Consider the following 18,404-nt stretch of genomic DNA (forward strand, 5'->3'; position numbering starts at 1 on the left):
GCCTCCTGCCTTTGCCTGCCCATTGCCCGGTTCTCCTCCCGGACCAGGGCCCATGTCGACTTCAGCGCACAGCCCTTCGGGAAGTGGGGGACGGCTGCCAGAACGCGCATTGGTGATCGGCCGCGAACCCGGCGGTGGGGCCGACCCGGTCGGGCGCCAGCACCTGGATACGGTCCCCGTCAGCCGTGTAGCGGGGCCAGGCGGGGGTTCCGGGCCCGTTGGGGTCGCCGGTGGCGGCGAACCGGGCCCAGTAGGCGGTCATCGTTGCGGACAGGCGGCGCTGGACCGGTGTCAGGGGCGGCATCGCGTCCATGGGGAAGAGGTAGGCCAGTTCGGAGGCGTGGAAGGCGCCCTGCGGCGTGTGCGGTGCCGGGATGAACACCGGCGCCTGCGGGTCGGCGAACTCGTAGGCGTAGACGGGCGCCCGAGTGCCGTACAGCCGGCTGTCGGCCCATGCCGGGCAGGCGAACCGCTGGTCCGTGCCGACGGCGGAGTAGGCCAGGTTGGGAGAGGGATGCGCCGAGGCCGGGTACGTGTCGAGGACAGCGCCCGCGCGCTCGCCGTGCTGGAGCGTGATCAGGGCGGCGTACGAGGCCGGGGTCAGCGGGCCGCCACCGAGCAGATCCACGTACAGCGCGGTGAAGTAACGGTATTCGTCGTGGGTGTTGCCGCTCAGCGTCGGAACCGCGTTGACTCGTCCCTCTGCCCATGCCGTGCGCGCAGGACGCGGCAGGATGAGCGGCCCGGTGTTCGGGCCCCACAGGGATGCTGCCCCGGTCCCGGCGGCGCGGATCAACTCGGTGACCGGCAAGGCGCGCAGACAGGCGGCCGCGGTCGGCGAATCGGGACAACCAACGGAGGCCGCGAAGCCGCTGCCCTTGCGCTCGGCCGCGTCCAGCGTGAGCGGTGTGAGGGCGCCGTGCGAGGCGCAGCTTCCGCTCTGCTGGATTGCCCGGTGGAACAGGCCTTTCGCGGTCGGCGAGGCGATGTGGGCGCAGGTGTCCGCGGATCCGGCGGACTGACCGCCGAGTGTCACCCGGTTCCGGTCGCCGCCGAAGGCGCCGATGTTGCTCCGTACCCAGCGCAGCGCGGCCTGCTGGTCCATCAGGCCGTAGTCACCGGAGGCGTGGTCCGTGCTCTCGGCCGACAGGGTGGGGTGGGCGAGGAACCCCAGTGCTCCGAGGCGGTAGTTGACGGTCACCACGATCACGCCACGCGCGGCGAGCGCGGCGCCGTCGTAGTCGCTGCCCGCGCCGTACGCATTGCCGCCGCCGTGCAGCCAGACCAGCACCGGAAGAGGCCGGCCGGCGGTGCGGGCGGGGGTCCAGACGTTGAGGTAAAGGCAGTCCTCGGTGGTGCTGCCGGTGCGGTTGGACTCGCCGGGCAGGACGGGGCCACCGTCGGGCAGCAGCGTCAGCGGCAGTTGGGGACATGGGGGAGCCGGTGCGGTGGCGTTCCGTACGCCGGGCCACCGCGCGGCGGGCCGCGGCGGATGCCAGCGCAGCGCACCGGTCGGCGGGGCGGCGAACGGTATCCCCTGGAAGACCCGCCCGCCGTTACGGCCAACTGCCCCGCGCACCCAGCCGCGGTCGGTACGCACGAGGAGGGAGTCGTCGCCGGTGCCGGTGCCGTCGCCGGCGACGGCGCGGGCCGTGGGCGGGGGAGTGGTGAGAAGCAGCAGAACGGCTGCGACGGCGGTCGCGCCGCGGGTCAGGGTGTGGCGCAGGCTTGAGAATCTCATCGAGTCGTCACTCCTAGTACCGGTCTGGACCTGGGGCGACGGTCATCGCGTCTGCTCGTAGGCGCCGATGTCGCAAGCGGCGCCCTGAGGGCGGGCGATGCCGCGTTGATCGGTGGCAGGGCAGCCGTCGGCCGTGTCCAGGGCGGGGCTCCCCGGCAGCAGAGCCGCGGTGTCCGTCGGGCCGCCGTTGTCCGCGAGCGCTCCGAGCAGCGGGTCCCGGTGGGGCAGATCGCCCGCGGCGGCCAGCCGGCAGCTGCCGTCGCCGTCGATGTTGTGGCCTAGTGACGTGATGGTGGCGAAGGCCTTCTCGCAGTCGGCGGTCGCGCCGTCGACGGTGTTGCCCGCGACCACGGAGTTGCGAAGGCTCATGTGCCCCAGGGGCAGATCGACGATGTCGGGTATGGGTGCCGGAAGGCTGTCGAGGTAGGCCGGCGCGATGTTGATTCCGCCCCCGCCGTCGCTGGAACGGTTGCCCGTGATGGTCGAGTTGAGGATCTGTACGGTTCCCAGGCCCCGGATGTCGATGCCTCCGCCGTAGCCGCCGAGGCTGCCGGGGCGGTCGCCGGGGTCGGTCACCCGGTTGTCGGCGATCGTCGAGTTCGTCACGGTGCCGCTGTTGTCGAATCTGATACCCCCGGCCTCTCCCGCGGCGTTGCCGCTGACCGTGCTGCCGACGAGATCCAGGTGGGAGTCCGGGATGTTGAAGATGCCGCCGCCGTAGCCGGCGGAGTTCCCGGTCACGGCGACCCGGCGCAGCGTCAGGTGCTGTTCGTTGACGATGCCGCCGCCACCGGTGTCGGTGAAGGGCAGTTCGCGCTGTCTGGCCCGTCCTTGCGTGATCGTCACGTCCGACATGTACGTGTCCGCCCGCAGACGGAAGACCCGGTCCAGGAAGTCGGCGTCGATGACGGTGGTTCGCGCGCCGGATCCCTTGATCGTGGTGGGCGCATCGACGTTCAAGTCGCCTGTGGTGGGATCGGGATGAGACCCGATGATCAGCCGGGGGTCGGGTGGGATGGTCAGCCGGTAGTGGCCGGGAGGCAGTGTGATCGTGCTGCCGGGCCGGGCGTTGGCGGCCATCACCGCGGCGCGCAGACTGCACGCTCCCGACGCGGTACGGCAACCGCCGTCCGACGGGTCGGCGTCCACCGCGTCGGAGGTGGTGTCGACGGTGAACTCCGTCGGCCCGGCGGTCGCGGGCGTTGCGGCGGAGGCGGTGGATGCGGTGGGGGCGGCGAGCTGTGCCGCCGTCGCGAGGGCGATGGCTGCGAGTGCCGCCGGGACGGGTCGGACCCTCATGCGATGCACTCCTCTCGGGGAGGGATCTGGGCGTACGAGGACTCGGTTGCTACGAGGACTTGCCGCCGGGGCGAGGTGCACGGCTCGTACGGGGTACGCGACTTGCGAGGAGTGCGGCCGGCACGGGGCGATCAGCGGCGCCGGCCCATGAGGCGACCCGGTGAGCTGGAAGAGCCGACGGAAGGAGCAGGGAGGGCTGACGGGAGACGCGACTCGTGTGAACCGCCTACGCTCTGGAGCGAGCGTTCCATTCAGAGCAGTCCGTGTCTACTGGCGGGTAGAGAATGACCGAATGGAAGCGGTGCCGCTTGATAGCCCACCGGATGGGCGAACGTCACCCGCCGACTGCGACCGTGTGCCCCGCGACGGACCGACGCCTCCCCTGACCACGGGAAGCTCAACAACAGACCAGCACCGCTTCGTCAGCTGTGCCGGCTCAGCCGTTGCCTGATGGCGGGCATGCTGGCGGGCATGTGGCTCGGGAAGACGGAACGGCTTCGAGGCTTGCCTGCCGGGGATTGATGTCGGACAGTGCCGTGCCGTCCTGCTTCCCTATGATCGGTGTGAGTCCGGAATCGGTCGTCGCCGGCGAGGGCACCGTGCTTGAGCGCCCCCAGTGTCATCCGTCCCACGCGCGCAGGCGCACAGTCGGCGAGCCGAGCGGTGGGCACTGGTCTGCCTCGCCCACGCCGCATGCCTGCCCGCCGAGGCCCGTCCCGCCGTACCTGCCCAGAACCTCTTCCGACCGTGCCGGTACGGCGAGTTCCTCACCCTACGGCGGACCGACGAGGGTGGGTCAGCCGGTGGGGTCGAGAAGGATCTTGCGGACGCCGTCGGCGCGGCTGGCGAAGAGTTCGTATGCCGCGGGGCCTTCGGAGAGGGGGAAGCGGTGGGACACCACGACCTCCGGCTTGATCCGGCCGGCCTGGGCGAGGGCGATCAGGGCCGGGAGTTCGTAGTGGATCGAGCAGAGCCCGATGGCGAACTCGAGTTCCTTGATTTGAGCCAGTCCCATGTGGAAGGGGAATGCCTTGTTCTGACTGACCCCGATGACGCTGACCCGGCCGGCCTGCCGGACGGCCTTGAGGGCCAGATCGATGGTGGCGTCGGAGCCCACGGCCTCCACCACCGCGTCCGGTCCGCGTCCGCCGGTCATCTCCCGTATGCCAGCCTTCGCGTCCGCGCCTTCCACCGGTTCGACCCCCAAGGTGGCGGCGAAGGCGCGGCGCTCCGCGACCAGGTCCGCGCCGAGCACGCGCGCGGCGCCCATCGCGAAGGCGGACTGGGCGGCCATCAGGCCGACGGGACCGAGGCCGATGACCAGGACGGTCTCGCCGGGCTGGATGCGGGCGCGGCGGCAGCCGTACCAGGCCGTGGGGGCGTTGTCCGTCAGGACGACGGCGGCCTCGTCGGAGATGCCCTCGGGCAGGTGCACCAGGTTGATGTCGGCATACGGCACCGCGAGGCCCTGGGCCTGGCTGCCGGGGAGCTGGGGACTCACGCCGTAGCAGAGCTCGGTGCTGGACTTGGCGCGCTCGCACCGGGCGGTGAACCCGGCCGCGCACGACCGGCACCGCGTGCAGCCGGCCGAGGCGGGCACCAGGACCCGGTCGCCGGGCTTGAAGCGGGTGACCTGGTCACCGGTGTCGACCACCACGCCGACGCACTCGTGTCCCGGTGTGTAGCCGAGCTCCGGGCTGAACGGGTTGCCGGCGTATATGTGCAGGTCACTGCCGCAGATGCCGGCTGTGGTCACCTGGACGACCGCGTCGGTGGGGCTAATGACGGCCGGGTCGGGGACATCCCCGTAGCGAATGTCGTGACGGCCGTGATAGGTCAGTGCCTTCATCGGATTTCTCCCTCCTCTCGGCCCGGTCAGTCCGCGATCTTCAGCACGAGCTTGCCGTGGTTCTCGCCACGGAACAGGCGCATCAGGGTGTCGGGAAACTCGGCCACTCCACCTGACACCACGTCCTCAAGGGACTTGAGCCGGCCCTCGGTCCGCCACGCGGCGAGCTGCGCGATGCCCTCGGCGTACCGGTCGGCGTAGTCGAAGACCACCATGCCCGTCATGGTGGCCCGGTTGACCAGCAGCGACAGGTAATTGGCGGGACCCTGCGGCGAGGTGCTGTTGTACTGGGAGACCGCTCCGCAGACGATGACGCGGGCGCCGCGTGCCAGCCGTGGCAGTACGGCGTCCAGGACGTCGCCGCCGACGTTGTCGAAGTACACGTCCACACCGGTGGGGGCGTGGTCGCGCAGCGCCTTGCGGACGTCCTCGCTCTTGTAGTCGATCGCGGCGTCGAACCCGAATTCGTCGACCACGAGCCGGCACTTGGCCTCGCCGCCGGCGATGCCGATGACCCGGCAGCCCAGGATCTTGGCGATCTGACCGACGACGCTGCCGACCGCGCCTGCCGCACCCGAGACGACGACCGTCTGGCCGGGCTCGGGACGTCCGATGTCGATCAAGCCGAAGTAGGCGGTCAGGCCTGACATGCCGAGAGCGCCGAGATACGTCGGCAGGGGGGCCGCCGCCGGATCGACCTTGGTCACGCCGCGCCCGTCCGACAGGCAGTACTCCTGCACGCCGAAGGACCCCGACACATGGTCGCCGACCGCGAAACCGGAGTGCCGAGAGGCGAGCACGCGTCCCACCGCGCCCGCGCGCATGACCTCACCGATCTCCACCGGGCGGATGTAGGACCTGCCCGCGTTCATCCAGCCGCGCATCGCCGGATCGATCGACAGACAGAGCACCTGCACCAGGAACTCACCGTCGCCGGGTTCCCCGACCGTCTCCTCCGCGTGCTCCCAGTCGGTGGGACGCGGGTCGCCCACGGGGCGCGCGGCCAGGCGCACCTGGTGGTTGATTCTGCTCATCTTCGGCGGCTCCTCAGACGGTCGCGTTGGATCGGCGGCGGGACGGTCGGCGGCTGCCCGTCTTCGTGAGCCGAGGTGCCCACAACGACGTACCGTCTGGTCGGTATGGCACGTGAGCGTACGGCGGCGACGCGCGGGAGGCAAGAGGTGCTTGGCTCTGGGCGAGGCAGCACCGGGTCCGGGGCGCGGCTGGAGCCCCCGGGGGAAAGCACGCGACGGAGAGCGAACAGACTCCGTGGGCGCGGCGGGGGAGCGGAGATCCGACTCCTTGACGGCTCAGGCGCACGGTCGGGGTGCCGGGATGGCCTCCATCGGGACGTCGCGCCAGGCGGCGTGTGTGCGTCGCGAGCCGGCCCGTGAGCGCCTCGCTGGGGCGAGGTGTTTACAGCGGCCCCGTCGCGAGGCAAGCGTCGAAAGCTGGGTATGAGGCTTCGGCCATCGAGCTGGTGGACGGCTGTGACGCGGCCGGCTTCCTCGTGCTGCGCGATGCGAAGGTGGAGACGCTCGCTCCCACCCACCAGCTGGTCGTCGACAGTGATGAGCTGCAACAGAGGCTGGGTGAAGGGCCGTGCTTCGACGTCGCCCGCACCTCGCACGGAGAGCGGGTCTTCCGCATCGCCGATCTCACCGGCGAGCATCAGCGATGGCCCGCCTACGCCCCGCAGGCCCATGCGCTCGGCGTGGGCAGCATGATGGGCTTCCTGCTGTTCACCGACGACGAAGACCTCGGCGCGCTGAACGTGTACTCCCGCAAACCCGGAGCCTTCAACGAGGCCAGTGAGCCGGTCGGCCGGCTGCTGGCCTCCCACGCGGCGGTCGCCTTCTCCAGCGCCCGCACCCACGCCCAGATGGAACAGGCCGTCGCCACCCGGCACGTCATCGGCGAGGCCATGGGCATCCTCATGGGAAGCCACCGCTTCAGCGAAGAGGAGGCGTTCGACGTGCCCCGCCGTTACTCGCAGGAGAACAACGTCAAGCTCCGTGAGGTCGCCCGCCTGGTCTGCGAGCGTGGCAGCCTCGCGTGATCGCGTGATCGCGTGATCGCGTGATCGCGTGATCGGGTGACCGCGTCATCTCGGGTGAGCGGCTCCCCCGGCACGTTGGCTGAACCAGAGAAGCCTGGGCCGAGCCAGTCCCCAGGGGAACGCTGCTGAACCCGGCCTGCACACCAAGTCCCCTGCCCGACCGCCCCCACACATCCGCAGCGCGGCGCGTTCATGCCCGCACCAGGGCCAGGGGCATCACGATGCCCGCTGGGTGATCGACGGGGTCCGGCGGCCGCAGGCCGACCGCGGCACAGCGACCGTTGGCCCGTCGTCGGGGATCGAGCTTCGCCGGCCGCCTCGCATACGGCGCTGGAGCCGCGCGTGCGGCCGGCCGGACCGGGCTCCCCGGCCGTATGGAGCCGCTCTGGGGCCTGGCTCGGATGTCCGCGGCCGGACTGACTTCCGCGCCCGGCCCGGAGCACAAGGGCAAGGCGTAGCCAGCAGGGGGCGGTGTCAGGTCGGGTGCCATTCCGTCAGCAGGATGGTGGCGTCGTCGCGCAGGTCGTGTTGCTGGTGGAGGTACCAGGTCCAGGCCGCCCGGCACGGCAGCTACGCGCTGGATGTCGGGGACGGCGCCCGGACCGAGGTGCTGTTCCATCTGCCGCTGGAGGAGATCGTCCGGCGCCGGGTCGCGCACATCGCCCGGCATCAGCAGGCCCGCGAGCGGCCCGGTCTGCTCGCCCACGCCTTCGTGCCGGTGGACACCCGCACCGGCTTGACCCAGTCCACCAGCGGCCGGCAGGACTGGACTGACGGAGCCGAGCGGATCGCCATGCCGCTGCTGCTCCAGGCCGCCGCCGCCCGCGGCCTCGCCTCGCCGACCCGGCGGAGATCGCCCCGCTCCTGGACGGTTGGTCCGACTTCGCCCGCCGCTACCTCCTGGACGAGAGCAGAGCCCCACGGCGCGGTTCCCAGGAGCCCCAGCGGCGGCTGTACGACACCCCGTGGCTGGCCCAGTTCTTCCACGATCGGCACCGCGCCCACGGCCGGGAGGAAGACCTCGACGCCCGCATCATCGAGCGCAGCTTCGAACTCGGCGGGACCACACACCTGTCCATCGGTCGTTCCCCCGTGACGCGGGCCATCCGCGAGAGCTTGGACACCGCCGGACGGGCCGGCCGTGCTGAAGCCTTGCGGGTCCAACTCATCAACACTGTACGGAAGTTCGTAGCAATGGGCAGACAACTGCCCGCCCACGAGGTCAACTACGAGCAGTCCAACATGTCCCCCTGATCGACCTTCTCTCCGCCGCCCACGCCCCCTCACCGGCGACCCCGTCTTCCACGACGCCGTCGCCGAACGGCTGCCCTGGCTGCTGGCCTTCGGCGGCCCCCAGCCGCACGCCCGGCTGCACGGCGTCGCCATCCGGCACTGGGACGGCTGCTGGTTCGGCACCGACCGGCTGTGGGGGGATGTCTTCCCCCCCATTACTGGAGCACCCTCAGCGCCGTCACCCTCCTGCTCTTGCCGACCGGTCTGCGCACCCCGGCACGGACTGCGTCGCCGAGGCGATCCTGCGCGCCAAAATGGCCAACTACCGCGAGGACGGCTCCGCCACCTGCGCCTTCGTCATGCCCTCGACAGTCGACGGCAGGCTCGCGCACAGCGCAGACTCCCTTGCCAACGACCAGGACTGGTACCTGGTCCTGTGGCTGCGGGAGCAGGCCGCGCAGGAGCGCTCGACCAGATCGACATGCTGCCCTGCTGCTGGTGCACGGCTGGGGTGGGGGCGGCCGGGAGTGGTCCCCGCATGCGGAGGTGCTGGCCGGGCGGTTCCGGGGCGTCGTACCGGATCTGGACGCCCCGCCGGGACTGAGCACGGCCCACGTCCGCACAGTGCTCGGCACACCCGACCAAGTCGTCGCCCAGGCGTACGCCGGCATGCACACCGACCCGGGCGCGGTCGGCATCCGTCCTCACAGCGAGGCGTACCTCCGTCCGCGCACCCAACCGGCGCTCACCGTGTGGACGTCGGAGGGAGGCGATGTGGGAACGCGGCACCCTGCACGCACCGGGATCCCGCGTGGAGTAGTGGAGTACTGGCCGGACTCCGGGCACTATCTGCACGAAGGACAACACCCTGAGCGCACGACTCGCCTCGTGGCCGACTGGGATGAGGATGCCGTTGATCAGGTGACAGCGCCACCCACCCCCTAGGCCGACGGGGCCGCCAGGTTCTCGGGCTGCCCCGCTCGGCGCAGTGAGGCGGCGACGAAGCCGTCGGCCTTGAGCTCCTCGACCAGCTCCCGCAGGAATCGGACGCTCTCCGGCCGCCGGGTGGTGGTCGTGCCGACGGCCTGGCGGATCTGCATGAACCCCTCCTGGATCAGCCGCAGTTCGGGGTGCGCGTCGGCGTACGCGGTCATCGGCTGCCGGATGCCCGCGCCCGCCTCCAGGCGTTGCGCGGCAAAGATGTCGACGCCTTCGTCACCGCGAACGAGGGTGGCGTGGCGCAGGGTGCGGGTGAGGTAGAGGTCGTACGCGGAGCCGGCCTTCACTCCGATCCGGACCTCCGGCGCGTCGACGTCCTCGGGCGTCTTCAACTCGGATTCCCGGGGCACGACGTACACGCCCTCGATGAGCACGTACGGGGCCGTGAACGCGACCTGCGCCTCGCGGGCGGGCTCGATCGCGAGGAAACACAGATCGGCCCGCCCGTCGGCCATCGCCTCGAACGACTTGCGTGCGGCGTCGAAGCAGAGGAACTCCACGGGGACACCGAGCCGGGCTGCGATCTCCCGAGCGAGATCGACGGTGATGCCGCTCGGCGCGTCCGGTGTGCCTTGCGCGAGGACGGGATTGCCGAGGTTGATGGAGGCACGCAGGGTACCTGTGGGCGCAAGGTCGGCGGCGAGGGAGGGCAGACTCATGGCGCGAGTCTAGAGCGTGTCGCAAGCGGGACAATTGCCTGGTCATGGCGGTCTCTGTGCTCGTGGCCTGCGCCCCTGGCGGAGGAAGACGAAGCGAGCTCGGCCGTCAGAGTGGGCGGCACCGTCCCGGAGGCCGCGGTGAGCACCTGGGGCGGTGATGTGCTCTCACCCTCCGGCCTTGTCACCATCGTTCCCCCTCACTCCCGTCCCTCAGGACTGTGTGTTGACGCAATACACTGTGTATTGATCCAATGCACAGGAGATTGCTGTCGTAGGTGCGCCAGTAGCTCCTGCCGAGTGAGGTTGACGTGCTGCCGTCCATTGATCTGGTGGAATCCGAAGATTCCACTGAGGAGGTGCTCACCCGCGCCCAGGCGGCGAACGTGTTGGGTCTGTCGCCCAACACCGTCAGCAAGCTGCTCGACAGCAGGTTTCTCGGGGACCTGCAGGCGACTCGGGTGCTCACGCTGGCCCGGGCTCCGCACGTGAGCGTCGTTGAGGGCATGCTCCCGGTGCTGCGCACCGCCGCGGCCGCGTCTCCCTCCCACCCGGATGACGACCGCGACTTCATCGGTGACTCGCCCCTCCTGACGGACGAGCAGTTCCTCGAGGCGTCCCGCCAGTGGTGGCGGTGCGAGCCGGAGACGATCGTGACCGCCGGGGTGCTGCCGGTGGCTGTGGCTGGGTGGGTGACCGGCGTCCTCGCCATCCAAGGGAGAGACGACACACGGCATCTGGGGCGTGGTGAGGTGCGGCACTCCTTCACTGCCACCGTCGTCGGCCGGGTGGGAACGCTCGACGCCCCCGATACCTATAGGGTCCTGGCCACGGACCGGGCGATGGCGGACCTGACGCGCAAACTGCTCGGTTCCCGCGTGCACACCGCCGTCTCGGGCGGCCCGATCGCCTACCTGAAAGCCGACCCCGCCGCCCGGGAGAATTCGTGACTGACTTCGACTCCATCGACGCCCTGGTGGAAGGCGCCCGTCAGCAGGTCCCATTGCCTCCCACAGACGAGCGGCGCCGCCTGCGCGAGGGGCTGAACGTGTCCCGCGCACAGGTGGCGCAGGCCCTTGGAGTGAGCCCGTCCACGGTCGGCGGCTGGGAGTCCGGCCGGGACCCGAACGGCGAACTGCGGGAGAAGTACGCGTACTTCCTCGACAAGGCGCGCGTCAAACTGCAGGCCCAGGCCCAGGCCCAGGCCCAGGCCCAGGCAGAGGACCAGGCCGAGGCCGAGGCCCAGGCAGCACCCCCGGCCGAGGACGCGGACGCCCCGTCCGACGGCGACGAGACGCAGACCGGGGCCCCGGGCGGGGACGCGGGCGGGGACGCAGGCGCGGACGAGGTCGAGGCCCTCCCGGCAGCTCAGCCATGCGTTCTGTGCGGGGCACCCGCCCGCCACCAAGTCGCCGGTTTCCCTCAGCATCTCGACCCCGCCGAATGCACGGCCGCTGCCGGCACCAGTGCTGAACCCGCCGCCTCCGCACCGCAACCCGCGGTCAGGACCGCGGGCCGGGAAGGACGACAGGCGCCCCGGACCCGGCCGCACCCCACCAGCACCGGTCCGGGAGTCAAGATCATGCCGATCGGACGCCGGGCACAGTCGGCTGCTGACATGCCGGACCTGATCGGGCAGGCCGTGTCCGAGGCCCTCACCAGCCACGCCGGTGATGTGGACAAGGCCACGGCGGCGCTGGTCAAGAAGGCGATCCCGGACGCGATGACGCTGCTGGACACCACCCGCAGGGGTGGCCGGTACGACATCGTCGCCCACCCGTGGCTGCCCGACATCCTGCGCAAGCAAAGTGCCCGCGGCGCAGACCAGATCTGGGAGGCCCGCCCCAAGTGGACGCGCCCCGAACTGCCGCCCGGCGAGCACGAGGTGACCGCGCTCGACATCAACGGCGCCTACCTGAGCGCGCTCAAGACATGGCTGCCCCTCGGCCAGCTCGAGCACTCCACCGGCGACCACCACGACCGGCGCCGCGCGGGCGTCCACCTGATCACCCCGTCGGCGTGGGACCACGACGCCTACCTCCCGAACCCCATCGGCAGCCGGGACGAGCCGGGCCCCCTGTGGGTGACCGAGCCGACCCTGCGCCTGCTGCTGCGTCTCGCGGGGCCGAAGTACGGGCTGTGCGATCCGCCGGAGATCCACGAGTCGTGGACCTCGGGGGCCACGGAGGGTCTGTTGGAGAAGTTCCGTGTCGCTCTGAAGGACGCGCGCGACCGGGCGATCGCCGAGGGCGACGAGGTGACGCTGGAGTACGTCAAGGCCATGTACTCGAAGTTCGTCTCGACCATGGGGGAGTCGAACTACAACCGGGAGCTGTACCGCACCGACTGGATGCACCTCATCCGCTCGCAGGCCTTCGCGAACCTGTGGTGGAAGGCCCACCGGGCGTACGACGAGGGCCTGATGGTCGTCCGCGCGATGGGCACCGACGAACTCCACGTCACCGGCGACTGGCGCGCGGTGTTCCCTGAAGGACGCGGTGTGAGCGAGGTAAAGGTCAAAGACGTCTACTCCGTCGGCGCCGAGCCGGATCCCGCCCCTGGTAGCGAACACGACGACTGAGGCCGGAAGGACCGGCGAACGGCCTCTCGGCAAGGCGGTCTTCCAGACCGTGCACGAAGTGGCCGCGCAATGAAGAGCAACCGGCTCCAGCGATCCCCTCCGGGCCCGGGAGCGGCGGCGGGCTGCACAGGGAACGGTCCGCCGTACGGCCGGACACATGCCGAAAGCGATCACGACCGCCTACTCTTCGCCTGACCGAAACACTCACGGATACGGCACCAAGGCGGGGGAAGGCACATGACATATCGGCGCGCGGTGATACCAGCACTGGTGGGAGGCCTGCTGTTCACGCTGTTGCTGTGGTGGGCGGGTGCGAGCGAGCAGGCCCTGCAACTGCGCGGCACCACGAGCGTGTTCGACGCCCAGTCCGCGAGCGAACTCCGGCGATGGCTCGCACCCTGGTCCTACGACCCGCCGATGGAGCTGCTGTCGGACGGGACTGCGGACGCGGGCACGGGCGGGGACACGGCCCTGGGCGGAGGCACCCAGTACACCGGCCTGTACAGCACCGCGCTGCAGATCAGATTCGTGGCGGTCTTTGTGTTCTTCCTGGCCGGTGCGCTGCTCCTGGTCCGCAGGATGCCGCCGACGCAGGGCCGTACGCCTGCCACGTTTCTCGCGCTGTGGGCCTGGGGCCCGGTGGCCGGAACGCTGGCCGTGACGGTCTCCGCGCCGTGGCTGATCGCCTCCGGGGGCCACGGAAGCTACCGGTTCCTGCCGCAGCTGGCGGGTGTGATCGCCTCGAGCGGGCCGGTCACGGTGTTCGTGTCGCTGTCGACCGCCCTGCTCACGGTGCTTGTGGCGCGTGTCACGGCCAAGGGTGCGGACCCGTCGCCCCGGCAAAGTGTGCCGCCGCGCGCTGCCCGCCTGGCCGCGAGCGTCGGAACCACGGTGATCGCGCTGTCGCTGGTGGTCCTTTCGTACGAGTCGGTGGCGGCCTGGATCCAGACCTCGTTCGGCGGCGAAGGGATGCTGTCCGAGCCCGGCGACCTGCTGCGCACGTGGCTGCTGCTCGGCGGCTGGACGGGCCCGGCGACCACGCCGCTCGGCGACTGGCTCCTGTACCGAGCCGCCGATGTGCTCATGCTGGGCGTGGTGTGGTGGGCGCTGCGGCTCCTGCCCGGCCTGCTCACCCGGATCACGGTGCCGGCGATGGCGGTGGGCGCGGTATGCGCAACCGTGCTAGGACTGCTGGCGAGCCAAGTGCTGCACATGGCGATCGACGACACCGCCACCGTGTGGGGGCCCGTGTACCTGTTCTCCAAGCTCGGCAATGGCGTCCCGGCCGCCCTCACCTTCGGCATCATGGCGGGGATGGCGGCCCGTGCGACACTGCGGCTGGCAGGTGGCCGTGAAGCCGGCAAGCAGCAGGAGGTCACCTCCACGGCGTGAGCGGGGCCGGGCCGGCTGCTCGCCGGCCCGCTTCTTAGTCGCCGAGGCGCACCAGGCGTGGCCTTTAGCTGCACTTCACCACTCCAGAACCCGGTATTCTTGACTCGCCCGGAGACAGATGCGCTTGAGGTTCCGTCAACTAGGCGCAGGCTGAGGAGATGAAGGTGCCGGAGAGGAATATCGAGTTCGGCAGATACGGCGCTTCCGGCATCAAGGGACACGAGGCCGTCGCCCGCCAGCTCGACGCGCTCGCCAGCTTCATCGCCACCCCGATCACCGCACCGCGTGGCCTGCTTGCGCGGCTGCACTACCTTACGCGTACCGACCACGCCCGCCAAGCGGCCCGCGAGGCCGGCCTGACTGTCACCGACCGCACCCTCAAGGCGTGGCTGGACGGCAAGCGCAGCCCCTCGAGGAAGAACCTCGAGGGGATCGAGACGGCCTACCGCACGGTGCGACGACACAACGTGGCCCGCTACCTCCTCTCGCGCCTCAACCGTGAAGGCCGCGGAACCCGCGTCGAGTTCCACCCGCTCAACCAGTCCCAAGTCGACCGACCCCGCCAGCGCGTGGTCTCCTACCGCACGCTCAACGTCCGCCACTGGGACCGCATCGTCGAGGCGTGGGCCAACGACGACGAAGCGGCCCTGGACGACGCCTGGATCAGCGACGCGGTGGTGGACCTCGGCTCCGAGTGGGGCCAGTACGAGTACGTCACCAACATCGGGTTCGCCGCCTGATGCAGAGAACATGAGTGACCCACAGGACAGATTCCTGAGGGATGTGTGGTTCACGCCGGTGTCGCGGCGGAACTTCGCCGGAGCGGACAGGCGCCAGCCCGGCGGATCAAGAACTTCACCTACGGCCGGTCGGCCCGAACAGCCGCTCAGCAGCCCTGTGTTCGCTCAGTAGCCCAGCGTTGCCGCGGGCCCCAGCGCGCCAAGCCCTGCCGACGTCCGCGGTGCGTCGGGGACGGGCCTTCAGCGTCGTGCCGCCCCGGGATGCAGCCCCATCAGCTCGTGGCGTGCCCCGCTCCGCAGGGCGCTCCGCAATCGGCGGAGGCCGATCTGTAGTGCGTTCGGCGAGAGCGCGACGGAGCCCACGCTCGAGGTCCGCCTTGCGGTTACCCAGGGCAGCGGCCTTCCGGCGTGGCCGTACCCGTGGCGGCCAGGGGCGGTCGTGCTGTGGGCAGTCCGGCGCGATGAAGGAGCTGGCGGCGTTCGTGGACGAGGTCCTGCGGGGGGCGGGGCAAGGACGTGACGATGGTCCCGCGCAAGCAGTACGGCGCGTACTGGCGGCTGTTCGAACTTCGCCTGTGCCCGGTTACGGACGGGTGTATCGACGGATGCGGTGGCGCAGGCCGGTCGTGGAGCACCGCCAGCCGGTGTCCTCGGTGATCCGCCACGTCGGATCGAGTGGCGGGGCGTAGGTGTCGCCGGACAGCGGTGCGTCGACTTCCGTCACCGACAGCGTCCTGGCGTACGGCAGGGCCGCACGGTAGATCTCACCACCGCCGATCACCCAGGCGGCAGCCGTACCGGTCGGCTCCGGCGACTCGGCCGCAAGCTCCAGCGCCGTGTCGATGGATCCGGCGCGCTGCGCGCCTTCGGCCGTCCAGAGCGGATCGCGCGTCACGACGATGTTGCGCCGGCCGGGCAGCGGACGGAATCGCGCGGGCAGTGAGTCCCAGGTCTTGCGGCCCATGATCACGGGGTGGCCGAGGGTGGTCGCTTTGAAGTGCGCCATGTCCTCGGGGAGGCGCCAGGGGATCGCGTTGTCGGCGCCGATCACGCCGTCGAGGGTCTGTGCCCAGATCAGTCCGATGTCCACGCCGCTGTTCATACGGCGACGGGGGCTTTGATGGCGGGGTGGTGCCGGTAGCCCAGTACTTCCACGTCGGGGTAGGCGTAGGTGAACAGTGAGTCGGCCTTGCGCAGGCGCAGCTCCGGGAAGTCGAACGGGGTGCGCGCGAGCTGTTCGGTGACCTGCTCGACGTGATTGTCGTAGATGTGGCAGTCGCCGCCGGTCCAGATGAAGTCGCCCGGCTTGAAGCCGGCTTGCTGCGCCACCATGTGGGTGAGCAGGGCGTAGCTGGCGATGTTGAACGGGACGCCGAGGAACAGGTCCGCGCTGCGCTGGTACAGCTGGCAGGAGAGCCTGCCGTCGGCGACGTAGAACTGGAAGAAGGCGTGGCACGGGGCGAGTGCCATCCGGTCCAGATCAGCGACGTTCCAGGCGGAGACGATCATCCGGCGGGAGTCCGGGTCGTGGCGCAGGGTGTCGAGGACCTGGCTGATCTGGTCGATGTGCCTGCCGTCGGGCGCGGGCCAGGATCGCCACTGCACGCCGTAGACGGGGCCGAGTTCGCCGTTGCTGTCGGCCCACTCGTCCCAGATGCTGACGCCGTGCTCGTGCAGCCAGCCGATGTTCGAGTCGCCGCGCAGGAACCACAGCAACTCGTACACGATGGACTTGAGGTGCACCTTCTTCGTGGTGACCAGGGGGAACCCCTGCGAGAGGTCGTAGCGGAGCTGGTGCCCGAAGACACTTCGGGTGCCGGTCCCCGTCCGGTCGGCCTTGGCCGTCCCGGAGGTGAGCACCATCTGCAACAGGTCTTCGTACTGTGTATCCGCCACGGAGATCGAGTCTAGTGCCGGCTCTGGAGGCGACACCCGGCACCCGTTGGCTGCTGGTGACGGTGGCGCGGGGGAGGGGGGATCGGTCGATGTGGAGCGTGAAGGCGTCGGGGCGGGCGTAGTGGCCGGTGGTGTCCATGTCGAAGCGGGCACCGGGGAGGTCGTCGAGGTCGAGTTCGGCGGTGAGGATTCCCTCGCCGTCGCGCAGCGGGTCGGCGAGGACCTCGCCGAGCGGGGAGACGGTAACGGATCCGCCGCCGATCAGTACGGTGTCGGGCTCGTCGCCCGCGACAACGCCCGAACAGGACCGGATTGGACAGATCGTCTCAGCGCTGGTTCACCCGATGCCGGCCATCAACGAGATACCGGCCGAGAGGCCGAAGCGGCCCGGGTTACCCGCGTCGGTACGGGCGCCACGACCACGTACCCGTCGGAACCGCGGGTGACGGCGGCATACCGGGAGCGCTTCGCTGGGCTAAGGGACCCCGGTACCGGTTCACAGGACCTGGCGAAGCTGGAAGGCCGGTTCTTGATCGACTGGACGTGCCCGATCAGGCCTTCGTGGTCGTCACGATCGTTCCCGGCCTGACCAGCGACTTCGTCCTCAGTTACCGCTCATCTCAATTGCTGATCGGAGGCGGGTAAAGCTTCTGGTGGGGCTGGTGGAACAGGGGGTTGAATGCCGCCGTGAAGAACACGTGGACTCCCGCCCATCAGGCGGCGGAGTACGAGGATGCCGAGACCTTGGCTCAGCTGCTGGCCGAGGGAGTCGACCCCGATGAGGTATGCGACAACATGACGCTCCTGACGCATGCCATTGACGCGGAGTGCGATGGCGCCTTGCAGAGTGGCGGCCCGTTGACCGTGCATACCACCGCAGTGCTGCTGGCCTTCGGTGCTGACCCGCAGCTCCCGGATCCTGACGGGCAAACACCCATGGGCCTCGCGGTCCACTACGGCCATGACCTGGCGGTCAAGCTGTTGCATCGGCACATCAACGGACCAAGCGGCGCCAGTAGATGAGGGTGCACCCCCCGACCAGTTCCAGACGGTGCCGGCAAAGATCCGCGTCCCGGGAATCGGTCCGGCAAAGGATCACGCGGCGGACGGCCATCCGACTTCGACGAGGAGCGGTACACGAAACGCAAAACCGTCGAACGAGCGATCAAGTCGAACGAGCGATCAACGGGCGGAAGCAGTCCCGGGCCGTCGCCACCCGCTGGGACTGCGCGCGCGGCAACGTCTTCCTCGGCACCGCCACAGCAGCTGCACTCGTCATCTGGCTCCGAACATGATCGCTCGGACAGGCTTTACGGTGTGCCGTCGCCCTTCCGGTCACCACCGGCGAACTGACCCACCATCATGAAGATGATGCCAGCCAGGAGCATCGCGCCGCCGATCAGCGTTCCCGCCGGCCGGGCGCCGGAATCGCTGATCACCAACCCGAAGACCAGCTGCCAGCACAGGGCAAAGGCCACCACCAGCTGACCCCAGCCGTAGATCCGCGGGGTGCGAACATGGCGCCGGTTCATGGGGAGCACCCAGCCACGGGTAACCGCCGCAACGCCGGAGGCGGCGATGAGCAATGCCAACACGACAAGAGGCATGGCGAGGTACAGCTTCACGGATTCTCCCCGGTGTGCCGGGCCCACGCCCGGCAACGGCGTGATCATGACACCCACCGCAACGCGCGTCCATAGCTCGACAGGCACGCGATCGCCCGGACAGGCCCGTCAACCGGATGGGCTGCCAGCGCCGTGCGGCGCGTGCGACGTCGACGTTCACCACCAGCTCGGCACGGACCAGCGTGACATTCAACGTCTGGCTGGTGCCCCTCCTGGCGGAGAACGACCGGCCTGTCCAAGGACGGCCGCGCCGGACCGGAGCGAGCAGGCAGGCGACCGTGCCGGTGGCCGTCTGGGCGAGGGTGGTGGTGCGGCCGGTGCGCTGAAGGCGCCC

At 70.1% G+C, this 18,404-nt stretch carries 17 protein-coding genes and 1 pseudogene; 9 read left to right on the forward strand and 9 right to left on the reverse strand.

All coding sequences use genetic code 11. From position 1 onward, the window contains the following. Nucleotides 1–61: 61 nt before the first annotated feature. The 4 genes from PBV52_RS50480 to PBV52_RS50495 all read right to left on the reverse strand — a co-directional run bounded on the left by PBV52_RS50480 (nucleotide 62) and on the right by PBV52_RS50495 (nucleotide 5,923). Nucleotides 62–1,741, reverse strand: a complete 1,680-nt coding sequence (locus tag PBV52_RS50480) for a carboxylesterase/lipase family protein (RefSeq protein WP_274249113.1) — start codon at nucleotides 1,739–1,741, stop codon at nucleotides 62–64. A 42-nt stretch (nucleotides 1,742–1,783) separates the two neighbouring features. Further along, entirely contained in the window at nucleotides 1,784–3,040 is a 1,257-nt protein-coding gene (locus PBV52_RS50485) for a choice-of-anchor Q domain-containing protein (RefSeq protein ID WP_274249115.1), read from the reverse strand. Nucleotides 3,041–3,836: 796 nt separating this feature from the next. Beyond that, complete coding sequence (locus tag PBV52_RS50490; protein WP_274249117.1) at nucleotides 3,837–4,889, reverse strand: alcohol dehydrogenase catalytic domain-containing protein; 1,053 nt, start codon at nucleotides 4,887–4,889, stop codon at nucleotides 3,837–3,839. A 26-nt stretch (nucleotides 4,890–4,915) separates the two neighbouring features. Next, nucleotides 4,916–5,923 carry an NADP-dependent oxidoreductase gene (locus PBV52_RS50495; protein ID WP_274249119.1) on the reverse strand — a complete coding sequence of 336 codons (1,008 nt, stop codon included), beginning with the start codon at nucleotides 5,921–5,923 and terminating at the stop codon, nucleotides 4,916–4,918. A gap of 368 nt (nucleotides 5,924–6,291) precedes the next feature. On the opposite strand from PBV52_RS50495, the gene PBV52_RS50500 reads away from it, so the two are divergent. The 3 genes from PBV52_RS50500 (at nucleotide 6,292) to PBV52_RS50510 (ending at nucleotide 9,126) form a co-directional block, all read left to right on the forward strand. Continuing rightward, nucleotides 6,292–6,948, forward strand: coding sequence for a GAF and ANTAR domain-containing protein (locus PBV52_RS50500; protein WP_373922055.1), 657 nt, complete (start codon nucleotides 6,292–6,294; stop codon nucleotides 6,946–6,948). A gap of 502 nt (nucleotides 6,949–7,450) precedes the next feature. After that, nucleotides 7,451–8,044: a hypothetical protein gene (locus PBV52_RS50505; protein ID WP_274249121.1), complete on the forward strand. Its 594-nt coding sequence runs from the start codon at nucleotides 7,451–7,453 to the stop codon at nucleotides 8,042–8,044. 635 nt (nucleotides 8,045–8,679) lie between these two features. After that, entirely contained in the window at nucleotides 8,680–9,126 is a 447-nt protein-coding gene (locus tag PBV52_RS50510) for an alpha/beta fold hydrolase (protein ID WP_274249123.1), read from the forward strand. On the opposite strand, the gene PBV52_RS50515 is transcribed toward PBV52_RS50510, so the two are convergent. Further along, complete coding sequence (locus tag PBV52_RS50515; protein WP_274249125.1) at nucleotides 9,123–9,839, reverse strand: transporter substrate-binding domain-containing protein; 717 nt, start codon at nucleotides 9,837–9,839, stop codon at nucleotides 9,123–9,125. The two genes, PBV52_RS50510 and PBV52_RS50515, sit on opposite strands and share 4 nt — an antisense overlap. Nucleotides 9,840–10,168: 329 nt before the next feature. Here PBV52_RS50515 and PBV52_RS50520 point away from each other — a divergent pair, with 329 nt between their 5' ends. The 4 genes from PBV52_RS50520 (at nucleotide 10,169) to PBV52_RS50535 (ending at nucleotide 14,549) form a co-directional block, all read left to right on the forward strand. After that, nucleotides 10,169–10,786 (forward strand): hypothetical protein, encoded by a 618-nt coding sequence (locus PBV52_RS50520; RefSeq protein ID WP_274249127.1) that lies wholly within the window; start codon nucleotides 10,169–10,171, stop codon nucleotides 10,784–10,786. After that, nucleotides 10,783–12,417: a helix-turn-helix transcriptional regulator gene (locus PBV52_RS50525; protein ID WP_274249129.1), complete on the forward strand. Its 1,635-nt coding sequence runs from the start codon at nucleotides 10,783–10,785 to the stop codon at nucleotides 12,415–12,417. Before PBV52_RS50520 ends, PBV52_RS50525 begins: the two co-directional genes overlap by 4 nt. Nucleotides 12,418–12,654: 237 nt before the next feature. Then, nucleotides 12,655–13,809, forward strand: coding sequence for a hypothetical protein (locus PBV52_RS50530; protein ID WP_274249130.1), 1,155 nt, complete (start codon nucleotides 12,655–12,657; stop codon nucleotides 13,807–13,809). A gap of 164 nt (nucleotides 13,810–13,973) precedes the next feature. Next, on the forward strand, nucleotides 13,974–14,549 hold the full coding sequence (locus PBV52_RS50535) for a transcriptional regulator (protein ID WP_274249132.1): 576 nt from the start codon (nucleotides 13,974–13,976) through the stop codon (nucleotides 14,547–14,549). Between the two features lie 583 nt (nucleotides 14,550–15,132). Here PBV52_RS50535 and PBV52_RS50540 read toward each other — a convergent pair. The 3 genes and pseudogenes from PBV52_RS50540 to PBV52_RS50550 form a co-directional block, all read right to left on the reverse strand. Further along, entirely contained in the window at nucleotides 15,133–15,639 is a 507-nt protein-coding gene (locus PBV52_RS50540; RefSeq protein ID WP_274249134.1) for a dihydrofolate reductase, read from the reverse strand. A gap of 8 nt (nucleotides 15,640–15,647) precedes the next feature. Beyond that, complete coding sequence (locus tag PBV52_RS50545; protein WP_274249137.1) at nucleotides 15,648–16,445, reverse strand: thymidylate synthase; 798 nt, start codon at nucleotides 16,443–16,445, stop codon at nucleotides 15,648–15,650. A gap of 217 nt (nucleotides 16,446–16,662) precedes the next feature. Next, nucleotides 16,663–16,767 (reverse strand): annotated as a pseudogene (locus PBV52_RS50550) (hypothetical protein); the annotation flags it as partial. A gap of 365 nt (nucleotides 16,768–17,132) precedes the next feature. On the opposite strand from PBV52_RS50550, the gene PBV52_RS50555 reads away from it, so the two are divergent. Continuing rightward, entirely contained in the window at nucleotides 17,133–17,468 is a 336-nt protein-coding gene (locus PBV52_RS50555; protein ID WP_274249139.1) for an ankyrin repeat domain-containing protein, read from the forward strand. A 287-nt stretch (nucleotides 17,469–17,755) separates the two neighbouring features. On the opposite strand, the gene PBV52_RS50560 is transcribed toward PBV52_RS50555, so the two are convergent. Next, nucleotides 17,756–18,070, reverse strand: coding sequence for a hypothetical protein (locus PBV52_RS50560; RefSeq protein ID WP_274249141.1), 315 nt, complete (start codon nucleotides 18,068–18,070; stop codon nucleotides 17,756–17,758). Nucleotides 18,071–18,252: 182 nt separating this feature from the next. Between PBV52_RS50560 and PBV52_RS50565 the strand changes: the two genes are divergently transcribed. Then, entirely contained in the window at nucleotides 18,253–18,396 is a 144-nt protein-coding gene (locus PBV52_RS50565; RefSeq protein ID WP_274249143.1) for a hypothetical protein, read from the forward strand. Nucleotides 18,397–18,404 lie beyond the last annotated feature (8 nt).

It is taken from the genome of Streptomyces sp. T12 (genome assembly GCF_028736035.1).
Lineage (GTDB): Bacteria > Actinomycetota > Actinomycetes > Streptomycetales > Streptomycetaceae > Streptomyces.

Bases quoted from the DNA above. Each gene is read 5' to 3' on its own strand.
- PBV52_RS50485 (WP_274249115.1), bottom strand. From the start codon at position 3,040: ATGAGGGTCCGACCCGTCCCGGCGGCACTCGCAGCCATCGCCCTCGCG.
- PBV52_RS50505 (WP_274249121.1), top strand. From the start codon at position 7,451: ATGGTGGCGTCGTCGCGCAGGTCGTGTTGCTGGTGGAGGTACCAGGTC.
- PBV52_RS50495 (WP_274249119.1), bottom strand. From the start codon at position 5,923: ATGAGCAGAATCAACCACCAGGTGCGCCTGGCCGCGCGCCCCGTGGGC.
- PBV52_RS50530 (WP_274249130.1), top strand. From the start codon at position 12,655: ATGACATATCGGCGCGCGGTGATACCAGCACTGGTGGGAGGCCTGCTG.
- PBV52_RS50515 (WP_274249125.1), bottom strand. From the start codon at position 9,839: ATGAGTCTGCCCTCCCTCGCCGCCGACCTTGCGCCCACAGGTACCCTG.
- PBV52_RS50490 (WP_274249117.1), bottom strand. From the start codon at position 4,889: ATGAAGGCACTGACCTATCACGGCCGTCACGACATTCGCTACGGGGAT.
- PBV52_RS50480 (WP_274249113.1), bottom strand. From the start codon at position 1,741: ATGAGATTCTCAAGCCTGCGCCACACCCTGACCCGCGGCGCGACCGCC.